This window comes from Mesorhizobium yinganensis, from assembly GCF_040081985.1.
GTDB classification, from domain to species: domain Bacteria; phylum Pseudomonadota; class Alphaproteobacteria; order Rhizobiales; family Rhizobiaceae; genus Kumtagia; species Kumtagia yinganensis.
Window position 1 is genome coordinate 11,706 of sequence record NZ_JBEBMH010000013.1, and the last position, 16,327, is coordinate 28,032.

The 16,327-nt window shown below is 63.7% G+C and carries 13 protein-coding genes; 6 read left to right on the top strand and 7 right to left on the bottom strand.

The window, feature by feature from the left end; all coding sequences use genetic code 11:
* Nucleotides 1-211: 211 nt before the first annotated feature.
* The gene (locus ABMA59_RS21585; RefSeq protein WP_425475961.1) at nucleotides 212-1,294 is read right to left on the bottom strand and encodes a patatin-like phospholipase family protein; all 1,083 of its coding nucleotides are present in this window, start codon (nucleotides 1,292-1,294) and stop codon (nucleotides 212-214) included.
* 36 nt (nucleotides 1,295-1,330) lie between these two features.
* The gene (locus ABMA59_RS21590; RefSeq protein WP_349007455.1) at nucleotides 1,331-2,161 is read right to left on the bottom strand and encodes a 3-hydroxybutyrate dehydrogenase; all 831 of its coding nucleotides are present in this window, start codon (nucleotides 2,159-2,161) and stop codon (nucleotides 1,331-1,333) included.
* Nucleotides 2,162-2,336: 175 nt separating this feature from the next.
* Between ABMA59_RS21590 and ABMA59_RS21595 the strand changes: the two genes are divergently transcribed.
* The 4 genes from ABMA59_RS21595 to ABMA59_RS21610 all read left to right on the top strand — a co-directional run bounded on the left by ABMA59_RS21595 (nucleotide 2,337) and on the right by ABMA59_RS21610 (nucleotide 5,903).
* Nucleotides 2,337-3,251: a LysR family transcriptional regulator gene (locus ABMA59_RS21595; RefSeq protein WP_349007456.1), complete on the top strand. Its 915-nt coding sequence runs from the start codon at nucleotides 2,337-2,339 to the stop codon at nucleotides 3,249-3,251.
* Nucleotides 3,252-3,529: 278 nt separating this feature from the next.
* Nucleotides 3,530-4,030, top strand: coding sequence for a cupin domain-containing protein (locus ABMA59_RS21600; RefSeq protein WP_425475962.1), 501 nt, complete (start codon nucleotides 3,530-3,532; stop codon nucleotides 4,028-4,030).
* A gap of 84 nt (nucleotides 4,031-4,114) precedes the next feature.
* A complete protein-coding gene (locus ABMA59_RS21605; protein WP_349007457.1) occupies nucleotides 4,115-5,335 on the top strand; it encodes an MFS transporter in 1,221 nt (406 codons plus the stop codon).
* A gap of 94 nt (nucleotides 5,336-5,429) precedes the next feature.
* Nucleotides 5,430-5,903, top strand: coding sequence for a DUF302 domain-containing protein (locus ABMA59_RS21610; protein ID WP_349007458.1), 474 nt, complete (start codon nucleotides 5,430-5,432; stop codon nucleotides 5,901-5,903).
* A 66-nt stretch (nucleotides 5,904-5,969) separates the two neighbouring features.
* On the opposite strand, the gene ABMA59_RS21615 is transcribed toward ABMA59_RS21610, so the two are convergent.
* Entirely contained in the window at nucleotides 5,970-6,422 is a 453-nt protein-coding gene (locus ABMA59_RS21615; RefSeq protein WP_349007459.1) for a GNAT family N-acetyltransferase, read from the bottom strand.
* Nucleotides 6,423-7,563: 1,141 nt separating this feature from the next.
* Here ABMA59_RS21615 and ABMA59_RS21620 point away from each other — a divergent pair.
* Nucleotides 7,564-10,395: a glycosyltransferase gene (locus ABMA59_RS21620; RefSeq protein WP_349007460.1), complete on the top strand. Its 2,832-nt coding sequence runs from the start codon at nucleotides 7,564-7,566 to the stop codon at nucleotides 10,393-10,395.
* A 134-nt stretch (nucleotides 10,396-10,529) separates the two neighbouring features.
* Here the strand turns inward: ABMA59_RS21620 and ABMA59_RS21625 are convergent, their stop codons facing one another.
* The 3 genes from ABMA59_RS21625 to ABMA59_RS21635 all read right to left on the bottom strand — a co-directional run bounded on the left by ABMA59_RS21625 (nucleotide 10,530) and on the right by ABMA59_RS21635 (nucleotide 13,667).
* Nucleotides 10,530-10,961 carry a hypothetical protein gene (locus tag ABMA59_RS21625; protein ID WP_349007461.1) on the bottom strand — a complete coding sequence of 144 codons (432 nt, stop codon included), beginning with the start codon at nucleotides 10,959-10,961 and terminating at the stop codon, nucleotides 10,530-10,532.
* Nucleotides 10,962-11,388: 427 nt separating this feature from the next.
* A complete protein-coding gene (locus ABMA59_RS21630) occupies nucleotides 11,389-13,002 on the bottom strand; it encodes a polysaccharide pyruvyl transferase family protein (RefSeq protein ID WP_349007462.1) in 1,614 nt (537 codons plus the stop codon).
* Nucleotides 12,999-13,667: a class I SAM-dependent methyltransferase gene (locus tag ABMA59_RS21635; protein ID WP_349007463.1), complete on the bottom strand. Its 669-nt coding sequence runs from the start codon at nucleotides 13,665-13,667 to the stop codon at nucleotides 12,999-13,001. The genes ABMA59_RS21630 and ABMA59_RS21635 overlap by 4 nt, the downstream gene beginning before the upstream one ends.
* 177 nt (nucleotides 13,668-13,844) lie before the next feature.
* On the opposite strand from ABMA59_RS21635, the gene ABMA59_RS21640 reads away from it, so the two are divergent.
* Nucleotides 13,845-14,555 carry a class I SAM-dependent methyltransferase gene (locus ABMA59_RS21640; protein WP_349007464.1) on the top strand — a complete coding sequence of 237 codons (711 nt, stop codon included), beginning with the start codon at nucleotides 13,845-13,847 and terminating at the stop codon, nucleotides 14,553-14,555.
* 78 nt (nucleotides 14,556-14,633) lie between these two features.
* On the opposite strand, the gene ABMA59_RS21645 is transcribed toward ABMA59_RS21640, so the two are convergent.
* Complete coding sequence (locus ABMA59_RS21645) at nucleotides 14,634-16,313, bottom strand: tetratricopeptide repeat protein (RefSeq protein WP_349007465.1); 1,680 nt, start codon at nucleotides 16,311-16,313, stop codon at nucleotides 14,634-14,636.
* Nucleotides 16,314-16,327 lie beyond the last annotated feature (14 nt).

Here is a 16,327-nt window from a genome sequence, read left to right on the forward strand (position 1 = left end):
AACGATCGTCTGAAATGCTGTCTCGGCATGGTTTCGATAGCGTCGGGCTATTCGTTACGTGGCGGCCTGCGGCACCAACGGAAAAACCCTCCGGTGGGCGCCGGAGGGCTTTTCTGGGCCGCGAACGGGGGCGGAACACGGCCCGGCGGCGGGTGGAGGGGACGCCCGCCGATAGCGATTTTCAATACGAAGCCGCGACGCTGCCTTCGGATCAGAGATACTTTTCGCGGATGTCGACGGTCGACCGCTTGCCGATGTCGCCGTAACTGGCTTCCAGCCACTCGTCGGCGCGCTCACGCCCCCGGTCGCGCAGATCGGTCAGCGCACCCCAGTCGGCATTCAGCTTGGATGACACACTGAGCTTCTTCATCGCCTCGTCGTCGGAGATTCCGTGGATGTGCATGCGCTTGAGGTCGAGCATGCTACCTGCCTCCGACTCGATGAGTTGGGTGACGAAGGCGATCGCCCTCATCTCGCGAAGCAGCGAGGAATTGAAGCTGATCTCGTTGATGCGGTTCAGGATCTCCATTGCCGTGCGCGGCAATTCGGGTCGTTCGATCGGGTTGATGTGAACAATCAGTACGTCCGGCGTTTCGCATGAATAGATCAGCGGGAAGATCGCCGGGTTGCCCATATAACCGCCGTCCCAATATGCCTCGCCGTCGATTTCCACCGCCTGGAACAGGAACGGCAGGCAGGCCGAAGCCATGATCGCATCGATCGACAACTCGTCGTTGGAGAACACCTTGACCTTGCCGGTACGCACGTTGGTGGCGCAGATGTTTACCTTTACCGGACAGCGCGCCATGCGGATCGCGTCGAGGTCGATCGACTGTTCCAGCACCTTGCGCAACGGATTGAAGTTCAGCGGGTTGAACTGGTAGGGCGACATCAGCCGCGTCACCATGTCGAACACGACGAAGGCCGGCGAGTATTCGAGCGACTTTGAGCCGGTCACCCGGTCGAGCACGCTAGGCTGCAACGGCCCGAAAGCGGAAGCATGGCTGACGCGCCGCCAGAAATTGGCGAGCGCCTTCTGCGCGCCGCGCCGTCCGCCCTCGGCCAGCCCATAGGCGAGCACGGCGGCGTTCATCGCGCCGGCGCTGGTCGCCACCACGCCCTCGAAGGAAAGGCTGGGCTCGTCGAGCAGCCGGTCGAGCACGCCCCAGGTGAAGGCGCCATGCGCGCCGCCGCCCTGCAAAGCGAGATTGATCGTGCGCGGTTCGCGGACCGCGACCGGCGCCATGGCAGGTGTCGCGGCGTCGGCCGTGTCGATTGTCGCATGCTGGTTCATGGTCGTTCCCTCGTTGTTATGGCTCCGGCAGGAGCGTCAATGGGCGGTCCAGCCGCCGTCAACCGGCAATGCCGTGCCGGTGATCGATGCGGCCGCGTCGGTACATAGAAAGACCGCGAGCGTGCCCAATTCTTCTGTCGTCGCAAAGCGTTTTGTCGGCTGGTTTTTCAGAAACACGTCGCGGATCACCGCATCGCGGGCGATGTTGTGGGACTTCGCCTGGTCGTCGATCTGCTTCTCGACCAGCGGCGTCCAGACATAGCCGGGACAGATCGCGTTCGAGGTGATCCCGAACTCGGCACCTTCCAGTGCCACAACCTTGGTGAGGCCAACCATGCCGTGCTTGGCGGCGACATAGGCAGCCTTGAAGGGCGAAGCGACCAGCCCATGCGCGGAGGCGACGTTGATTATGCGGCCGTAGCCGCGTCCACGCATGCCGTCGAATGTCGCCTGGATCAGGTGGAAGGCGGCCGAGAGGTTGATCGACAGGATCGAGTCCCATTTCGCCGGCGGGAACTCGCCGATCGGCGCGACGTGCTGGATGCCGGCATTGCTGACGACGATATCGACCTGGCCGAAACGCATTGCCGCGCGTTCGACCATCATGTGTATCGCCGCGCGGTCCGACATGTCGGCGTTGTCGTAAGCGACGTCGACGTCGTTCTCATCGGCGAGAGCAGCGCGCAGTGATTCGATCTCTACCGCATCACCAAAACCGTTGAGCATCACCGCGGCGCCCGCCTCGACAAACGCCCTGGCGATGCCGAGTCCGATGCCGCTGGTCGAGCCCGTGACGATCGCTGTGCGGCCTTCCAGCGGCCGCCGGCCAGTCAAGGCTTCCGCGCCGGCTTCGACAAATTTCAGCATGATGATCTCCATTGCGAAGTAACGTTCGATGTTGTCTTGCCGAACTGTGCTCGACGCCGACGCCGGTTTGAAATGCCGCTGTGCTATGGTTTCGATATGCGGTTTGCATTGGCGTCCTGGCTCACCGTCGCGCGAGAAAGGACGTCATCGGCGGCCGGCCGTCTTGGGGATGGGCATGGATATTCACCACATCCGTTATTTCCTCGCCGTGTGCGAGACCCGCAATTTCACGCGCGCGGCGGAAAAATGTAATGTCACGCAGCCGGCACTCTCGCGCGCCATACAGCAGCTCGAGGACGAGGTTGGCGGCCTGCTGTTCCGGCGCGAACGCAATCTCACCCACATCACGGATCTCGGTGCGCTGCTCAGGCCGCGTTTCCAGCAAGTGCTCGACGAATTGACGGGCGTTCGCCAGGAAGCCTCGCGTTTCCTCTGTCTCGACGAGGCGCATCTCAAGGTCGGCATCATGTGCACGATCGGACCGCGCCGCTTCACCGGGCTGCTCACCGACTTCAACATGCGTCACAAAGGCATCCAGCTCGAACTGATCGAGGGCGTGCCTGCGAAACTCTCGCAGCTGCTTGAGGCCGGAGATATCGACGTCGCCATCATGTCGACAGCGGAAAATTTTCCCGAGCGCTTCGACGTGACATCGCTGTTCCGCGAGCGATTCATGCTGGCTTTCCCGGCCGGCCACCGGCTCGCCAGCTATGACGCCATTCCAATCAAGGCGATCGACGGCGAGGTGTATCTGAAGCGAGTCAACTGCGAATATTGGGACTATCTTTCGCAGCTCTGCGACGAGCGCGGGGTAAAGACGCTCGACTCTTATTCGAGCGAGCGCGAGGACTGGATCCAGAACCTCGTCGCCGGCGGGCTGGGCATATGTTTTATCCCGGAATACAGCGCCGTGGTTCCTGGCCTCCAGGTCCGCCCGGTCGCCGATCCCGAGGTTTCGAGAGAAGTCTGCCTCGTCACCGTCGCCGGCCGCCGTTTCTCGCCGGCCGTCGCCACTTTTGTCGGCGCGGTGAAATCTTATGGCTGGGCGGAAGGCCCGGGTCCGGCAACGCTGCGGCGTCCGGCGGCATAACCGACGCGAGACGCATCAACATCCAGGCGCACTAAAGTGATCGCGAGGGCGGCTGTGCGGACCGTGGCGTCGTTGCGGCTACATTCCGCCCCCATCCGATCCCGCACGGCAGCTTTCGTCGGCCTGAGTCTGATCGTGCACAAGCCCGTTGCGCCATGCGCCGGTGCTATCGAAACCAAAAACACCCGGCATTTCTCTTGGAAAGTCGTCCCGGCCACTCTGGCATCCATGCCCCGCGGGAATCCTCCACGCCGGGTGCGAACAAGGAGAACCGCAAAATGACTTCGAAGATGACCGCGACGCACAAGCCGTTTCGCGCCCTGATGGCGCTCGGCCTGCTGGCTGGAGCCAGCATGATTTCCATGGGCACGGCCCTGGCCGGCGATTGCCCTGCCGACCAGGTCGCCGACAACGCCATGGAGGCCGGCGCCACCATGCCAAAAGACGTCACCGACGAGGTGATCTCGGCAATCGACCTGTCGTCCAAGGGCGACGCCTGGAAAGGCAGCCAGTTGCGCATGCGCAAGCTCGTCGTGCAGCCGGGCGGCGTCGTTCCATGGCATTCGCATGAAGCGCGCCCTGCCAACATCCTCGTCACGGAAGGCGCCATCACCGAATACCGCAGCACCTGCAAGGTGCCGATCGAGCATGTCGCCGGCGACGTCACCGCCGAATTCGGCCAGCTCGCGCACTGGTGGAAGAACAACGGCAGCGTGCCCGTCGTGCTCTATTCCGCGGACATTCTTTCGCCGGAAACCGACGCATCGGGCTCGATGTAAGGCGCCTTTCCCACTGCAACGTCGACCGAACGACGTTCCCGGCCTACCCGCCCGGAACGTCGTTTCGCATGAAAGGACAGTCACATGTTCGCAGCCGACCATGCCGCGCCGGGAAGTCTGCGGCTCGCCGCAGCCGACAGTTTTCGCTTCGCGATCATCGCGCTGATCGCCTTCCTGACCCTCGTCGACCTCTTCGCCGCCCAGGCGATCCTGCCGTCGCTGGTTCACAAATTCGACGTCAGCAGGGCCACCATGGGTTTCGCCGTCAACGCCAGCACATTCGGCATGGCGGTGGCCGGCATCGCCGTGGCACTGTTCGGCAGGAACATTGATCGCCGCAATGGCATCTGGATCAGTCTTGTCGTTTTGGCTCTGCCGACGACGCTGCTGGCGTTCACCGACGACATCCTCGTCTTTGGCTTGCTGCGGGTCGCCCAGGGACTGTGCATGGCCGCCGCCTTCACGCTGACCATGGCTTATCTTGCCGAGCACTTCTCGCCGGCAGAGGCTGCGGGAGCGCTGGCCGCCTACGTCACCGGCAACGTCGCCAGCAATTTCTTCGGACGCATCCTTTCGGCGGCCGTTGCCGATACGCTCGGACTGGAAGGCAATTTCCTCACCTTCGCCGGACTGAACCTCGCCGGCGCGCTGCTGGTCAGGTTCACACTGCGCAGGGCCGAACCGATGATGGCGACCGGCGGCATGCCGACGATGCGCGGCTGGGCGGCGCATTTCGGCAACCGCGAACTGCGTCACGCCTTCGCGATCGGCTTCCTCATTCTCTTCGTCTTCATCGGCACCTACACCTACGTCAATTTCGAGTTGACGGCGCCGCCGCTCGGTCTCTCGCCGATGGGGCTCGGCCTGGTTTATTTCGTCTTCCTGCCGTCGCTGCTGACCACGCCCTTCGCCGGCAAGGTTTCAAGGATATTCGGCCCGGGCGCCGGTGTCGCCATCTCGCTTGCCGTGGCCGTGGCGGGGCTGATGTGCCTGCTGTCCTCAAACCTTGCGACCGTGCTCGCCGGCATGGTGCTCGTCGCCGTCGGCACATTCCTGGCGCAGGCCATCGCGACCGGCCATGTCGGGCGTGTCGCCCTCACCGACAAGGCATCCGCCGGCGGCATTTATCTCGCCTCCTATTATTGCGGCGGGTTGGTCGGCAGCTTCGTCCTCGGCCAAGTCTACGACGCGGTCGGGTGGACGGCAGCGGTGGCGGTGCTGGTCGCGGCGCTTGTCCTGGCGACGCTGCTCTCGGCTGGGCTGCGGGCGCCGCAGCCAATTGCCGGCCATAAGCCAAGCTCATGAAAACCCGCAGGAAACGGCATTATCAATCGGCCGAAAGGCGCTGCATGGTCGAGGCAGCCGGCTCAAGGACGGGCCTTCAACAAGGAGAGACCACATGATCAAGACCATGAAATCGCTGCTGACCAAGTCATTGCTCGCGGCCGCAATCGCACTTCCCGCCGCTGTCGCACACGCCGATGCCAGCAACGGCATCGTCACCGTGAAAAGCAAATACTCCGTGTCGGAGACGGTAAAACGGATCAGGCGCGACGTGGCGAAAAAAGGCATCACCTTCTTCGGCGTCATCGACCAAGCGAAACTCGGCAACGCCGCCGGAAACGACGTGCGGCCGTCGCGGCTCGTCATGTTCGGCAACCCGGCGCTGGGAACCACCTTCATCACCGCCAACCCGACCGCCGGCCTCGACTGGCCGGTTCGCGTGCTGGTCTATCAGGACGCCGATGGCTCCGTGTACGCCGCCTATACGGATTTCGACTGGATCGCCAAGCGCCACGGCATCGAGAACCGTGCCAAGGAATTCAACATGGCCACCGAAGTCATACAGTCGGTCACGTCGACGGTGAGATGACGCCAACCCGGGCCGCAGCCAACACCAACCAAACTGACCTGCGAACGGCTGAGGCTCGTCTACCGTTCAACCCTTCGTCGGAGACCAACGCGCAACGATCTTGTTGCGCAGCGTCACGCCAAGGCGGGCGTAGAACTTAAGGGCGTTCTCGTTGCTCGGCTCAACTTCCCACCGCATCTTGGCGCCGCGCTCGAGCGCGCGCTCAGCCAATGCCCGCATCAACGCGGTTCCAACACCAACGCCACGATACTTCTCGTCAACAATCAGATCATCAACCCGGAGAATTGTACCGCCGGACCATATAGCGAAATCCCAGGTGTAAGTTACACAACCGGCGACTTGACCTTGGCACTCAGCAACGAGAGCATGAAACTGCCCTGACTCCGACAAAGCGCGCTCGATGTCCGCGAGTGTGAAGGTCAAGTCGTCGGAGACACCTTCGAAATCCGCCAACGACCTCAGGAGGCGGTCAACATGGCTCGCGTCCGTAGAGGTCGCATCTCGCGTCTTGAAGCTCATGATGTTTGCCATTTAAAAGTAAAATCGGTGGTGAATAGCGCAGCCCAGCCTGCACAAATGCAAACTTGCTGTCCATCTCAAACCCTTTCAGCAACACTGACGCAGTCTCGTTACCTGCTATCGACAACGCTGCCGGTCGCTCTGTCTCAAGAAATTCCGGACCAATCTGGCTTACCTGGCAGATGGAGTGTCCTTTCTGTTAAGCTACGCGAAGAATTGATTTGTGGTCCCGGTCGACGGAAGAGGGAAAAGCGCGGGTGATCACCAGGGCGCGCGACAGATCCCGGCGCCGCAGTGTCACGAGAAACAGGAACCGCAGCGCCGAGACAGTGCCGTTAATGGTCGCAGGTCCCACGCCGTTCTCATGCTGATCCAGCTGGAAGCGGCGGATATCCTCCGGCGCCGCGGTGTCGGGCGAGCGCCCGAGAAACGCGGCAAAACACTGGACGTGGCGATCAGTATCCGACCGTGAGGCGTCGCTCTGGCACTCTCAAACGTGTCCGTTCGAGGATCACGCAGAAGGATTGGCTGTGTCGCAAGAACACCCCGTTAAGCCCCGGACGCACAACCTTCGCCTCGACGACACCGAAAGCGCTCTTCTGTGGAAGCTGCGATGCATGGTAAGCTTTGCACGCAGTTCGCCAGAGTGGGAAGGGACATGCCAACGTCGCTTGAAGCGGCCTCAATAGTTTGCCGATGATCCAAGGACTTGATAGCAAACATGATTCGGACTGCCTTCAATCAAATTCAGGAGCCGGTGCAGCTTGGCCGTTCAATCCGGCGAAAATCAAGTCGTTGATTCCGCAGCCTGGCAACGCAGCTTTCCTCCGGGCAGAAACCCCCGTCGCCGAGAAATTCCACCAGGGCACCAATATATATCGAAATTGGCAAAGACGAAACTGAGTAATACCGGAATAATATGAGCATAATATCAACGTCTTTCGGCGAAAATGATGCCATCGAAGATTCCGAAGTCGGAAATCTCGCGGTAAAGGGCTGGAGCGTCAGCACGCAGGACGCCGGAGTTCGAGCCTTATTGTCCAGCTCGCGGCGAGGACTGGAAGTCTCCGTTCCGCCGGAAGCAAAGAATCTTCATTTTCAGACGGGCCTTACGGTTCCGATCGAGGCCATCGGCGCGTCGTTGCAACTGTCCGTCTCGGTTCATTCGGAAGACCGTCAGGCCTTGCGCAAGGCACTGGCGGAGATCGCCGTATCCAGGGTGAACAAGGCGGGACGCCAGGCCCCGCTCTTGCGTCTGTTCGACACCATTCTGCGAGAGGAGGGCACAGACGAACTGAGGGTGGAGACCGCGGTTTCGTGGCCGCCGCGGGAGGCGGAGCATATCCTGTCGTTCCGTTTCAGGTCTGGCACGGCGGCTTTCTCGATCTCTAGGATCGTCGTCTCGGTGGCATCGCTGCCCGTCGCGAAAGCCGCGGTGCCGGTACGGTCCCCCTGGCCGATCGGCGGATCGGCACCGGCGCAACTGCGCGCGGCCGTCGTCACCTGGGAGGTGGGCGACAATCCGTTCGGGCGCGCCCATACCCTCGCCGACATGATCGCGCGCCGGCATGGCGTGGAAATCCTCGGCTCGGCCTTTACGAGACCCGGCCAGGGGATCTGGACGCCCCTTCGAGATACGGCCCTGTCGGTCCGCAGCCTGCCCGGGTCGCCCATGGGCGAATTCCTGCCCGCCGTTCAGGCGTTTGTCGAAAGCGCCACTTGCGACATCGTCCACCTTTCCAAATATCGGTTCCCCGGCATGCTGATGGCGATGCTTCTGAAGCACCGCCTGGCGTGCCCCGTCGTGCTCGACCTCGACGACCGCGAAACCGCGTTCTTCCCCGACGGAGCCACCACGGCCCGGCTCGATGACCTGACCGTCACAGCGGAGGCGCCTGCCGATCTCGACGTCCCGAACGGCGCATTCTGGACGGGCATCGCGGAAGGGCTCATTCCGACATTCGAGGATCGGACCGTCGCCAATCAAACGCTGGGCGATCGTTTCGGCGGTCTCCTCGTTCGGCATGCGCGCGACGAAACCGTTTTCCGCCCCGATCCTGCCCGCCGTCAGCGCGTTCGCTCCCAAATGCAGTTGACGGACGAGGATCGTGTCGTCCTCTTCGCCGGCACGCCCCGGCGCCACAAGGGCCTGGCGCGTCTGCTCGCCGCGCTGGACAGGCTTGCCGATCCGCGCCTGCTGCTCGTCGTCGCCGGCACCATCCACGACCGCGGTTTTGCGCGCGAACTGAATGCCTTCACGAAGGCGCGAGTCAAATTCCTCCCCGACCTGCCCTTTTCGGAGTTGTCGGATCTGCTTCAATCGGCGGACGGGGTTTGCCTGCTCCAGAATAAGGAATCGCCGATCTCGGAATTCCAGACGCCTGCAAAACTGTCCGATGCATTGGCGCTCGGGATTCCGGTGGCGATGTCGCCGATTCCGTCGGTCGCGGACGCGATTGGACAGGGGCTTGTCACACCGGTCGTCGCCGACGACGACGTCGAGGCCTGGCTGCTCGGCATCGCCGAAGGGCGGGACACCCCGGCTGCCCGGCAACGCCGCCTCGATGGCTTCGACGCCGAGTTCAGCTACGGCGTAAACTGCGCCCGGATCGACCGCGCCTTCTCCCGGGCGCTTTCGCGGCCGGTGACATGGAACGATGAGTGGACACGCCTCTTCCGCGAGATCAATCGCCGGTTCGGTTCCGCCTTGCCGGAGGATCCTCCCAAATGGGCGCGCAAGGGGGGAATCGCTGCCCCGGCGGTGCGTCGCAAACGACCGATCGATCTGGTCTGTTTCTGGAAACAGAACGACACGGGCATCTACGGCCGTCGCCACGACATGCTGCTGAAATACCTGCGCCAGAGCGAAGATGTCGGCACGATCGTCCAGTTCGATGCACCGGTGCGGGTGGACCGCCTGCGTAGCGAGGAGCGTGCGGGCGCCGAATCGGCCTACCACCACGGCAAGCTGATCGCAGACGCCACCGCGCGCCGTTTCCTCGAGATCGACGACGAGCCGGGTCTGGTGAAGCGTACCTTCGTCTACGGACGGGAACCGGGCGTCAGCTATCTCGGGCGCGCCCTGCCCAGGATAGACGACTATCAGGGTTATGTCGCCGAGACGATTGCGCGCCATTGCAGCGGCAACATCGTCGGGCTGGGCTGGCCGATTGCGCCGATGTATGCCGACATAACCGAAGGGCTCGGCTTCGACCTCAGCGTGGTCGACCTGGTCGACGACCAGCGTGTGATGGCTCGGGACCAGGAGCGAGCCGATGAAGCGGAGGCAGTCTATCGCCAGACGCTCGCGCAAGCCGATCTGGTCTTCGCCAATTGCGGAGCGGTGGGGGAGGCGTTCGCGCCATTGAGCCCGGCACAGATCCACGTCGTGCCGAACGCTTGCGAGCTCTATGCGGCCGGTGGCCGCCGACCCCGCGAACTGGAAGGCATCGAAGGGCCCATCATCGGTTATGTCGGCAACCTTCGCTCGCGCGTGGACGTGACGCTGCTGGACGATCTGATCGGCCGGCGGCCATCCTGGACCTTTGTCGTGATCGGTTCGGCGCACGGCACCACCGACATCCTGGACCTGCGACGCCATCCGAACCTGCGCCTGCTCGGACCAAAAGTCTATGAAGAGGCCTTGGCATTCATGCGCTGCTTCGACGTGGCCATCATGCCGCACCTGCACAACGCCGTCAGCGAACGGATGAACCCGCTGAAGCTTTATGTCTATGTGGCGCTGGGCTTGCCGGTGGTGACGACCAACGTGGCCAATATGGACGATCTGCGGGGCCGCATCGACATCGCCGACAGTGCGGCGGACTTCCTCGCCAAGCTGGATTCCGCCGTGGCGCGGCGGGCCTTCACCGGACCGCACAAGCAACCGCCGGTCGAGAGCCTTTGGTCCATCTCCTGGCCCAAACGGGTGGCTGATATGCTGGATCTGTGCAAGCAGGCGCTGAAAATATGATAGCAACAGTCATGACGAACGGCCGTTGTCGGCGCCGGTCTGACCCTGAAGTGAATGGATACACCACGGCCAGCGTCGCCAAGCGCATGGCGCAAGGCGTTCTAACCCCAGAACCTTGAACCCGCATCCGGCGGTCACGACGTATCGATGCGACCCGCCGCGCCCTCGGCCATCACCCACCGCGCAGTCGTCAACTGGTCCCATCCGAGCGCCGGCGCGTGTCGTGCAAGACGTCCGGCCGGCCCGCCGCGAAGCGGCCGTCCCGCCTGCAAGCCGCCGAAGACCAAGGCCAGCGCGCGTAGGCAGCGGGCAAGTCGCAAAGCCTGGGCGCAACTGTCGCCATCCGGCCCCGGAGACGCAGCCGAAGGCATAGCCAGCGCGCCGCCAGCCATCTCAGCGGCCAAAATACGTGCTACGGCCTCGCAATAGCGCATGAGCGGCAGCAGCAGAAAGCGGAGCGGGAGCGGCAGGACGCAAAGCAGTTCGGCCAGAACGGCCAGCCGAAGCAGCATCACCGCGATGCTCTTCAGCGTCTCCTGTTCGTCCTGGTGTTCGGTCCTGCCCACTCCAGCCTCCATTCGACGCGCATGATAGCAAAGACGAGAGGAAGGTCAAGGTATTTTTTCCTATTCTCTGTCGACACCTATTGCATCGCGTGAAAAGGGGGGAGTTTGTGGCCGGGAGCGAACGCCTCTGGTGGCAAATTAAAGCGTGTCGCGCCCAATCTGCCCCGTTCTGCAGGGCCGGATTTGACCCAAATCCATCGGACTTCGTCTTGTCCGGGCCGCCAGCGCGGCCTGCGACGAAGCCCTCGACCTTGGGCCAAACCGTCTCCGGCACAATAAGGCCGATTGTGCGCGACACGCTTTAACGGTCGATCATTCCGGCCGCCGGTATGGGCTCCTGGATGAAGCCGACGCCAAGTCGGCGGCTCGTAGAGTTTCCGGGACGTTTGGGCGACCGACGCCTCGGAACCGCCTCCTGCTCCGGCCATCAGCCTGACGGCGTATCCGGCGAAAAGGAACCGGTCAGTTCCCGGTGCAGCGCTGGCGTGAGCGTCAGGGACTGCAGATTGGCTTCATAGAGCGCGCGCGCGTTATCCAATTCACCCTGCGCGGCCAGCAGGCGGACCAGCCTGACCACGGGCCAGGGGTTACCGGGATGTTGGGCCCGCAGGGCGGTGAGCCGCGCACGGGCCGATGCCGCATCGCCCGAGCGCTCAAGCCATTCGGCTTCAAGCAAGGCGAGCCGAAGGCTGTTCGGCCAGCGGGCCAAGGCGGCGGCGATGCGGGCGCCCAGATCAAGGTCGACGGATACTCGCAAAGCGGCGGCGATCGACTGGGCCACCCGATCCGGATCGTCGGCCGCGGCTGCGTCTTCGGTCAGCGCCTGGTCCAGGCTGGACCATTCCTCGAAGGGAGCACCGGCGGCGGAAACGGCGAAACGCAGGGCTGCGCGGCCCTCGACGGCGGACGGCGCGGGCGGAGAGGTCATCAGCCGCCGGAGCCGAGCCCCGTGATCGTCGATCAGCTTGTCGGCGGCGTCGAGCCGATCCAGAAGCGGCGCGGCGAGGGGCCGCAGCAAGGTCGCGGCCCCGCGCTCGGCGTCCTCCCAGCTTTCCTGCAGACGATCGGGTTCGCCGAGTTGCTCGAGCAGGCCGAGAAATTTTACCATGCGCGTGCGAGCGATGGCGATGCCGGGCCGGCGGTAGGCGAGCGCGGTGATCAGCCCGTGCATGGAGGAACCGACATAGGCAGATGCGTGGGCGATCAGGCCGGCGATCTCCTTCAACCCGCGCGGCCGATCGACCATAAGCACGTCGCCCTCAAACAGGGAGGATGCCTCGCGAGCCAGGGCATCGTCGCCGTGGCAAGGGCCGATGGCCACCAGGACCGGGACGGCGCCGACGGAGGCTGCGATGCGTCGCGCGACTGCGCAGGCGGCGGGGAGGCCGGAACCGACATAGCGGTCGTTGAGGTGAAAAACGATCCAACGCTCCGGCACAGCCATGCCGCGGCTTTCAAATGCGGTCCGCGCGTGATCCTGGAGCGCGGCCGCCGGCCACACCGCGCCGAGGCTCAGGACGGTGTCGGGCAGGACGTCGATGTCGAACCTGCCGCCGCTGAGATAGACGCGACTTGCCTCGTCGCGCACCGAGAGGTAGTCGGCGGCGCCCAGAGCCAGGTCGCGCAGACGCCGAGCCCACGCCCCTTCCAGAGGCGCGGGCACGCCCGGCGCATTCCATGCGAGGGCCGCGTCCGTACGCGCGGCAAGGATGGAGGCGCCGAGCCAGAGCGAAGCATAGGTGAAGCGGGGATCCGCAAAAGCACCGGCGTAGTCGGGCAGCGGCGTCGGGTTCGCATGAATGATGTTGCCGCCGCCGATCAGGCACAGAGCCGGCCGCGGATCCTGGCTGAACATCGTGACGGCGCGGGCCACGACGGTGTTGTCCCAATCAAGCCCGCCGCCGCGCGGCGAGTAGCAGCGCAGGTCGCCGGGCGACATGCCGAGCAGATGGGCGGCGACGTGGGGGAAAAGCAGATCGCCGTAGTTCGCGACGTCAAACGTTCCGAAAAGCGCGACACCATCCGGCTGCCGGCGGCTCATGCCGCACTTCGCTTCCGATATGCGCGCCGGTGCTCGCGCTTGCCGTAGCCAATGTCGATCTTCGTGTAGTCCTCGTCATGATCCATGAAGAGATCGCAGATCAGCTGGACATGCGCGGTCTCGATCTGGTCTTCCGTATAGAGCTCGAGAATTCCGGGATAGACGGAGGGCCTGAGCGTGGGAGAAACCGCGAACGACCAGTCGTAGTCGTCGAACAGGATGACGCCGCCGGGCTTGAGCAGTTCCTTCAGGAGCATCGCGGCGGGCGCATCGTGATGAAAGGCGTGGCCGCCATCGAGGAAGACGAAATCGAAGACGGGCGCCGGCCCTCCGGAAGCACGGCGGGCTTGGAGCATCTTCGCCAGCGCCCAATTGTAGCTGTCGAGCTTCCGGCGCGTGTTGCCGTGATAGACGACGTTGTGGAAGCCCAGTCCGTCGAGGTCCGGCTTGAGATCGTCCAGCCGGCTTGAATAGTCGAAAAGGTGAAACTCGCCCCGATTGTCCAACAGGCGGCAGATCGCCGACGTGGTGGCGCCGATGCCGATACCGACCTCGCAGAGCACCGGCTCGGGGTTCTGCTTCAGAACGTCCGTCAGCAGATTGAGCGCATGCTCGTTCGGTTTGGAGATGTGGAAATTGGCCGGGTCGGTAAGTTTCTCCAGCATGCTCTTCCAGCCCGCCTGATCGCCGTGAATCTTTTCATTCGACTAAGGCAGCCCAAGAGAGGCTGTCAACCCAACCGGGAGCGGCGCGTTCACGATCCTTTCGTTGTTTCCGCCGTCATTCGCATCTTGCGCCCGGCGGCGATGCTCCGTAGCTGAACTGGCATGATCGAAGCCGCATTGACCAAACTGCAAGCGCCGTTCCGGATGAACGAGCCGGAGCCCCGCGCTCATTTCCCCGCGTTGGGCCAACTTCCGCTGCGATTGAGGACGTTCCGCTGGCTGCTTTCCGAAACCTGGCCGCAGGCCAAGGGAAGGCGTCTTGTCGATCTCGGCGCGGGTCCCGGCCTGTTCGCGCGGATCGCGAGCCGCCACGGCTTTGCAGTGACCGCCGTCGACGCCAGGATGCCGTGGACGGCGGCGGACATCGAAGCTGGCCAAAGTTCCTCTGGATCCGGACCCGGCTTCAAGGATGACGAGTTCGTTTTCATCCAGAAGGACCTTCGCGATGTCGACGACCTGTCCGGCTTCGACGTCATCGCCTGCATCGGCGTGCTCTATCATCTGCCCTTCGCGGACCAACGGGATCTGCTAGTGCGCTGCGCGGGGCGCGCGATGGTGATCGACACCGAAATCTACGACGCCGCCCGAATTCCCGAGACCGAGGCCGGCCGCTTCCAGCCGGCGACAGTCGATGGAGGCTATTCGGGAGCCTTCTGCCGAGAGCAGGGCCAGGTCTACTCGTCGCATGGCGACGCATTCAGCTTCTGGTTCGACCAGGAAAGCATCCTGCGCTTCTTCGCGGATGCCGGCTGCTCGCGCGTCACGATGGTTGAACCCCAGTATTTTTCCGCTTTCGGGCCGCGGCGATGGTTTGTCTTGAACGGCTGATCGGACCAACGACCTGGAGTGTTTGCGGCGAAGCCGAACTTAGCGGAGCGACCGTCGCATTCCGGAACGCTGCCACTGTCAGCCTTTGATGACTTGCCGCAGAAACAGGTCGAATGCGCCCGTCGCGATCATGTGTGACATGACGTAATGGTGATCGCAACCGCTCACGCCATGGCGCTGGAAGTTGGGGAGGTCGCGCAGGGTCTCCACGACCTGAGCATCTATTTGATGGCCTTCGCCGTAGAAATGGTGGACCTCGGTTGCCGGAGACGCGGCGATCATGTCGACAAGGCTTTCGTCCACGTTGGTGAAGGCTGAGTACATGGCGTTTCGCAATCTGGAGCGGCTGACTTCGCTGTCGTCGTCGCCGGTTCCCGCCGCGCTCCATTGCAGGGGACCGGCAAAGGACAAGGCGGCCTTGGCACCCAGAAGCGAGCCGAGCCGGACGGCACTCGCGCCGCCGAGCGATGCGCCGAGCGTGATCGTCGGCACGCCGCCAAGTTGCGCAAGCATGTCTTTCAGCGTTGCGACAGTCGCCGTCTCGTCCGGCCCGAGGCTCGAAACCCCGGCCGTGAAAGCAAGTTCGTTCCGGTCCTTGAGGTAGATGACATTCGCCGGCATGGAGCCAAGAAGCACGTCGGCATGCGAATATGGGAGGTAACCCAGTCCTCCCTGCACACCGGCAAGCACGATCAGCGTCGCGCGCGCATCGGGGACGCGGCGGACCTGCACGTCTTCGGCGGGATCGTTGGAAATGCGGCGCGGATTGCACCAGGCCTCGTCCGGCCGCGAACCCATGGCAGCGAGCAGCGGGTCGGACATATGTGCCACCGGACTTTCCGGCTTGAGCCGGCGCAGGATCTCCAGCGCCCGGTCCGTTTGTTCGTGCCGCAGGCAGGCAAGCGCGAACTGGAACATCCACCGGTCGTCAGCGGCAAGGGCGTCCGCATGGGCGCCGAGTTTCAGGAACAGGGCATTGTCGAGGTCGAACGGGCAAAGGGCCCGATTGTACCGGAACACGAGGAGCCAGTCTTTCGGCCAGCGCTCGAGCGCGTCTCGCAGCAACGGAACCAGGACGTCGGTCCGCCGGCTGAGGCGCGCTGCGAGAATCGCACGCCGGGCCACGTCGAGGCGATCCGGGCGTGCGCGCAGGATGTCGAGTGCTGCCGCGAGCGCGTCGTTGGCGCGGCCGGACACCATCAGCAGTTCCAGGTGCAACGGACCTGCCTCGGCAGGAAGAGGACCAAGTGCGGCGGCGGCGTCGAACAAGCGCGTCGCTTCGGCGCGTTCGCCCTCCCGGAAAGCGAGTGATCCGAGCTTCACCAGGACGAAGCGGTCGGAGGCGCCTCCCGTCAGAAGGCTCGTCAGAAAGGTCCGCCGCGCCGGGTAGCCTCGCAACGCCGATGCGATGTCGGACAACGCGCCTGCCGAATCCGCCTCCGAAAGCGTCGAATTCCAGACACCCGCGACGAAGGTTGCAGCGGCCTCCTCGACTTCACCCTTGGCGAGAAGAAGCCGGACGATGCGCAACGCCACCCAGGGATTGGCCGGATGCGCGTCCTTCAGGCCGCGCAACATCGCCAGGGCCTGATCGGCGCGGCCGGTCTTTGCCAGCAGGTCACCCTGCGCGAATTTCAGCCTGATATCACGCGGGCGCTGCGCCATGGCGGCGTTCAGCCGCTGCTCGATATCGGGCGTGATCGGGCCGCGGACCAGCTCGACGAGGGCGCCGGTTTCGTCTGAAGCAATGCTGTTCAAGCTGATAGTCCCAT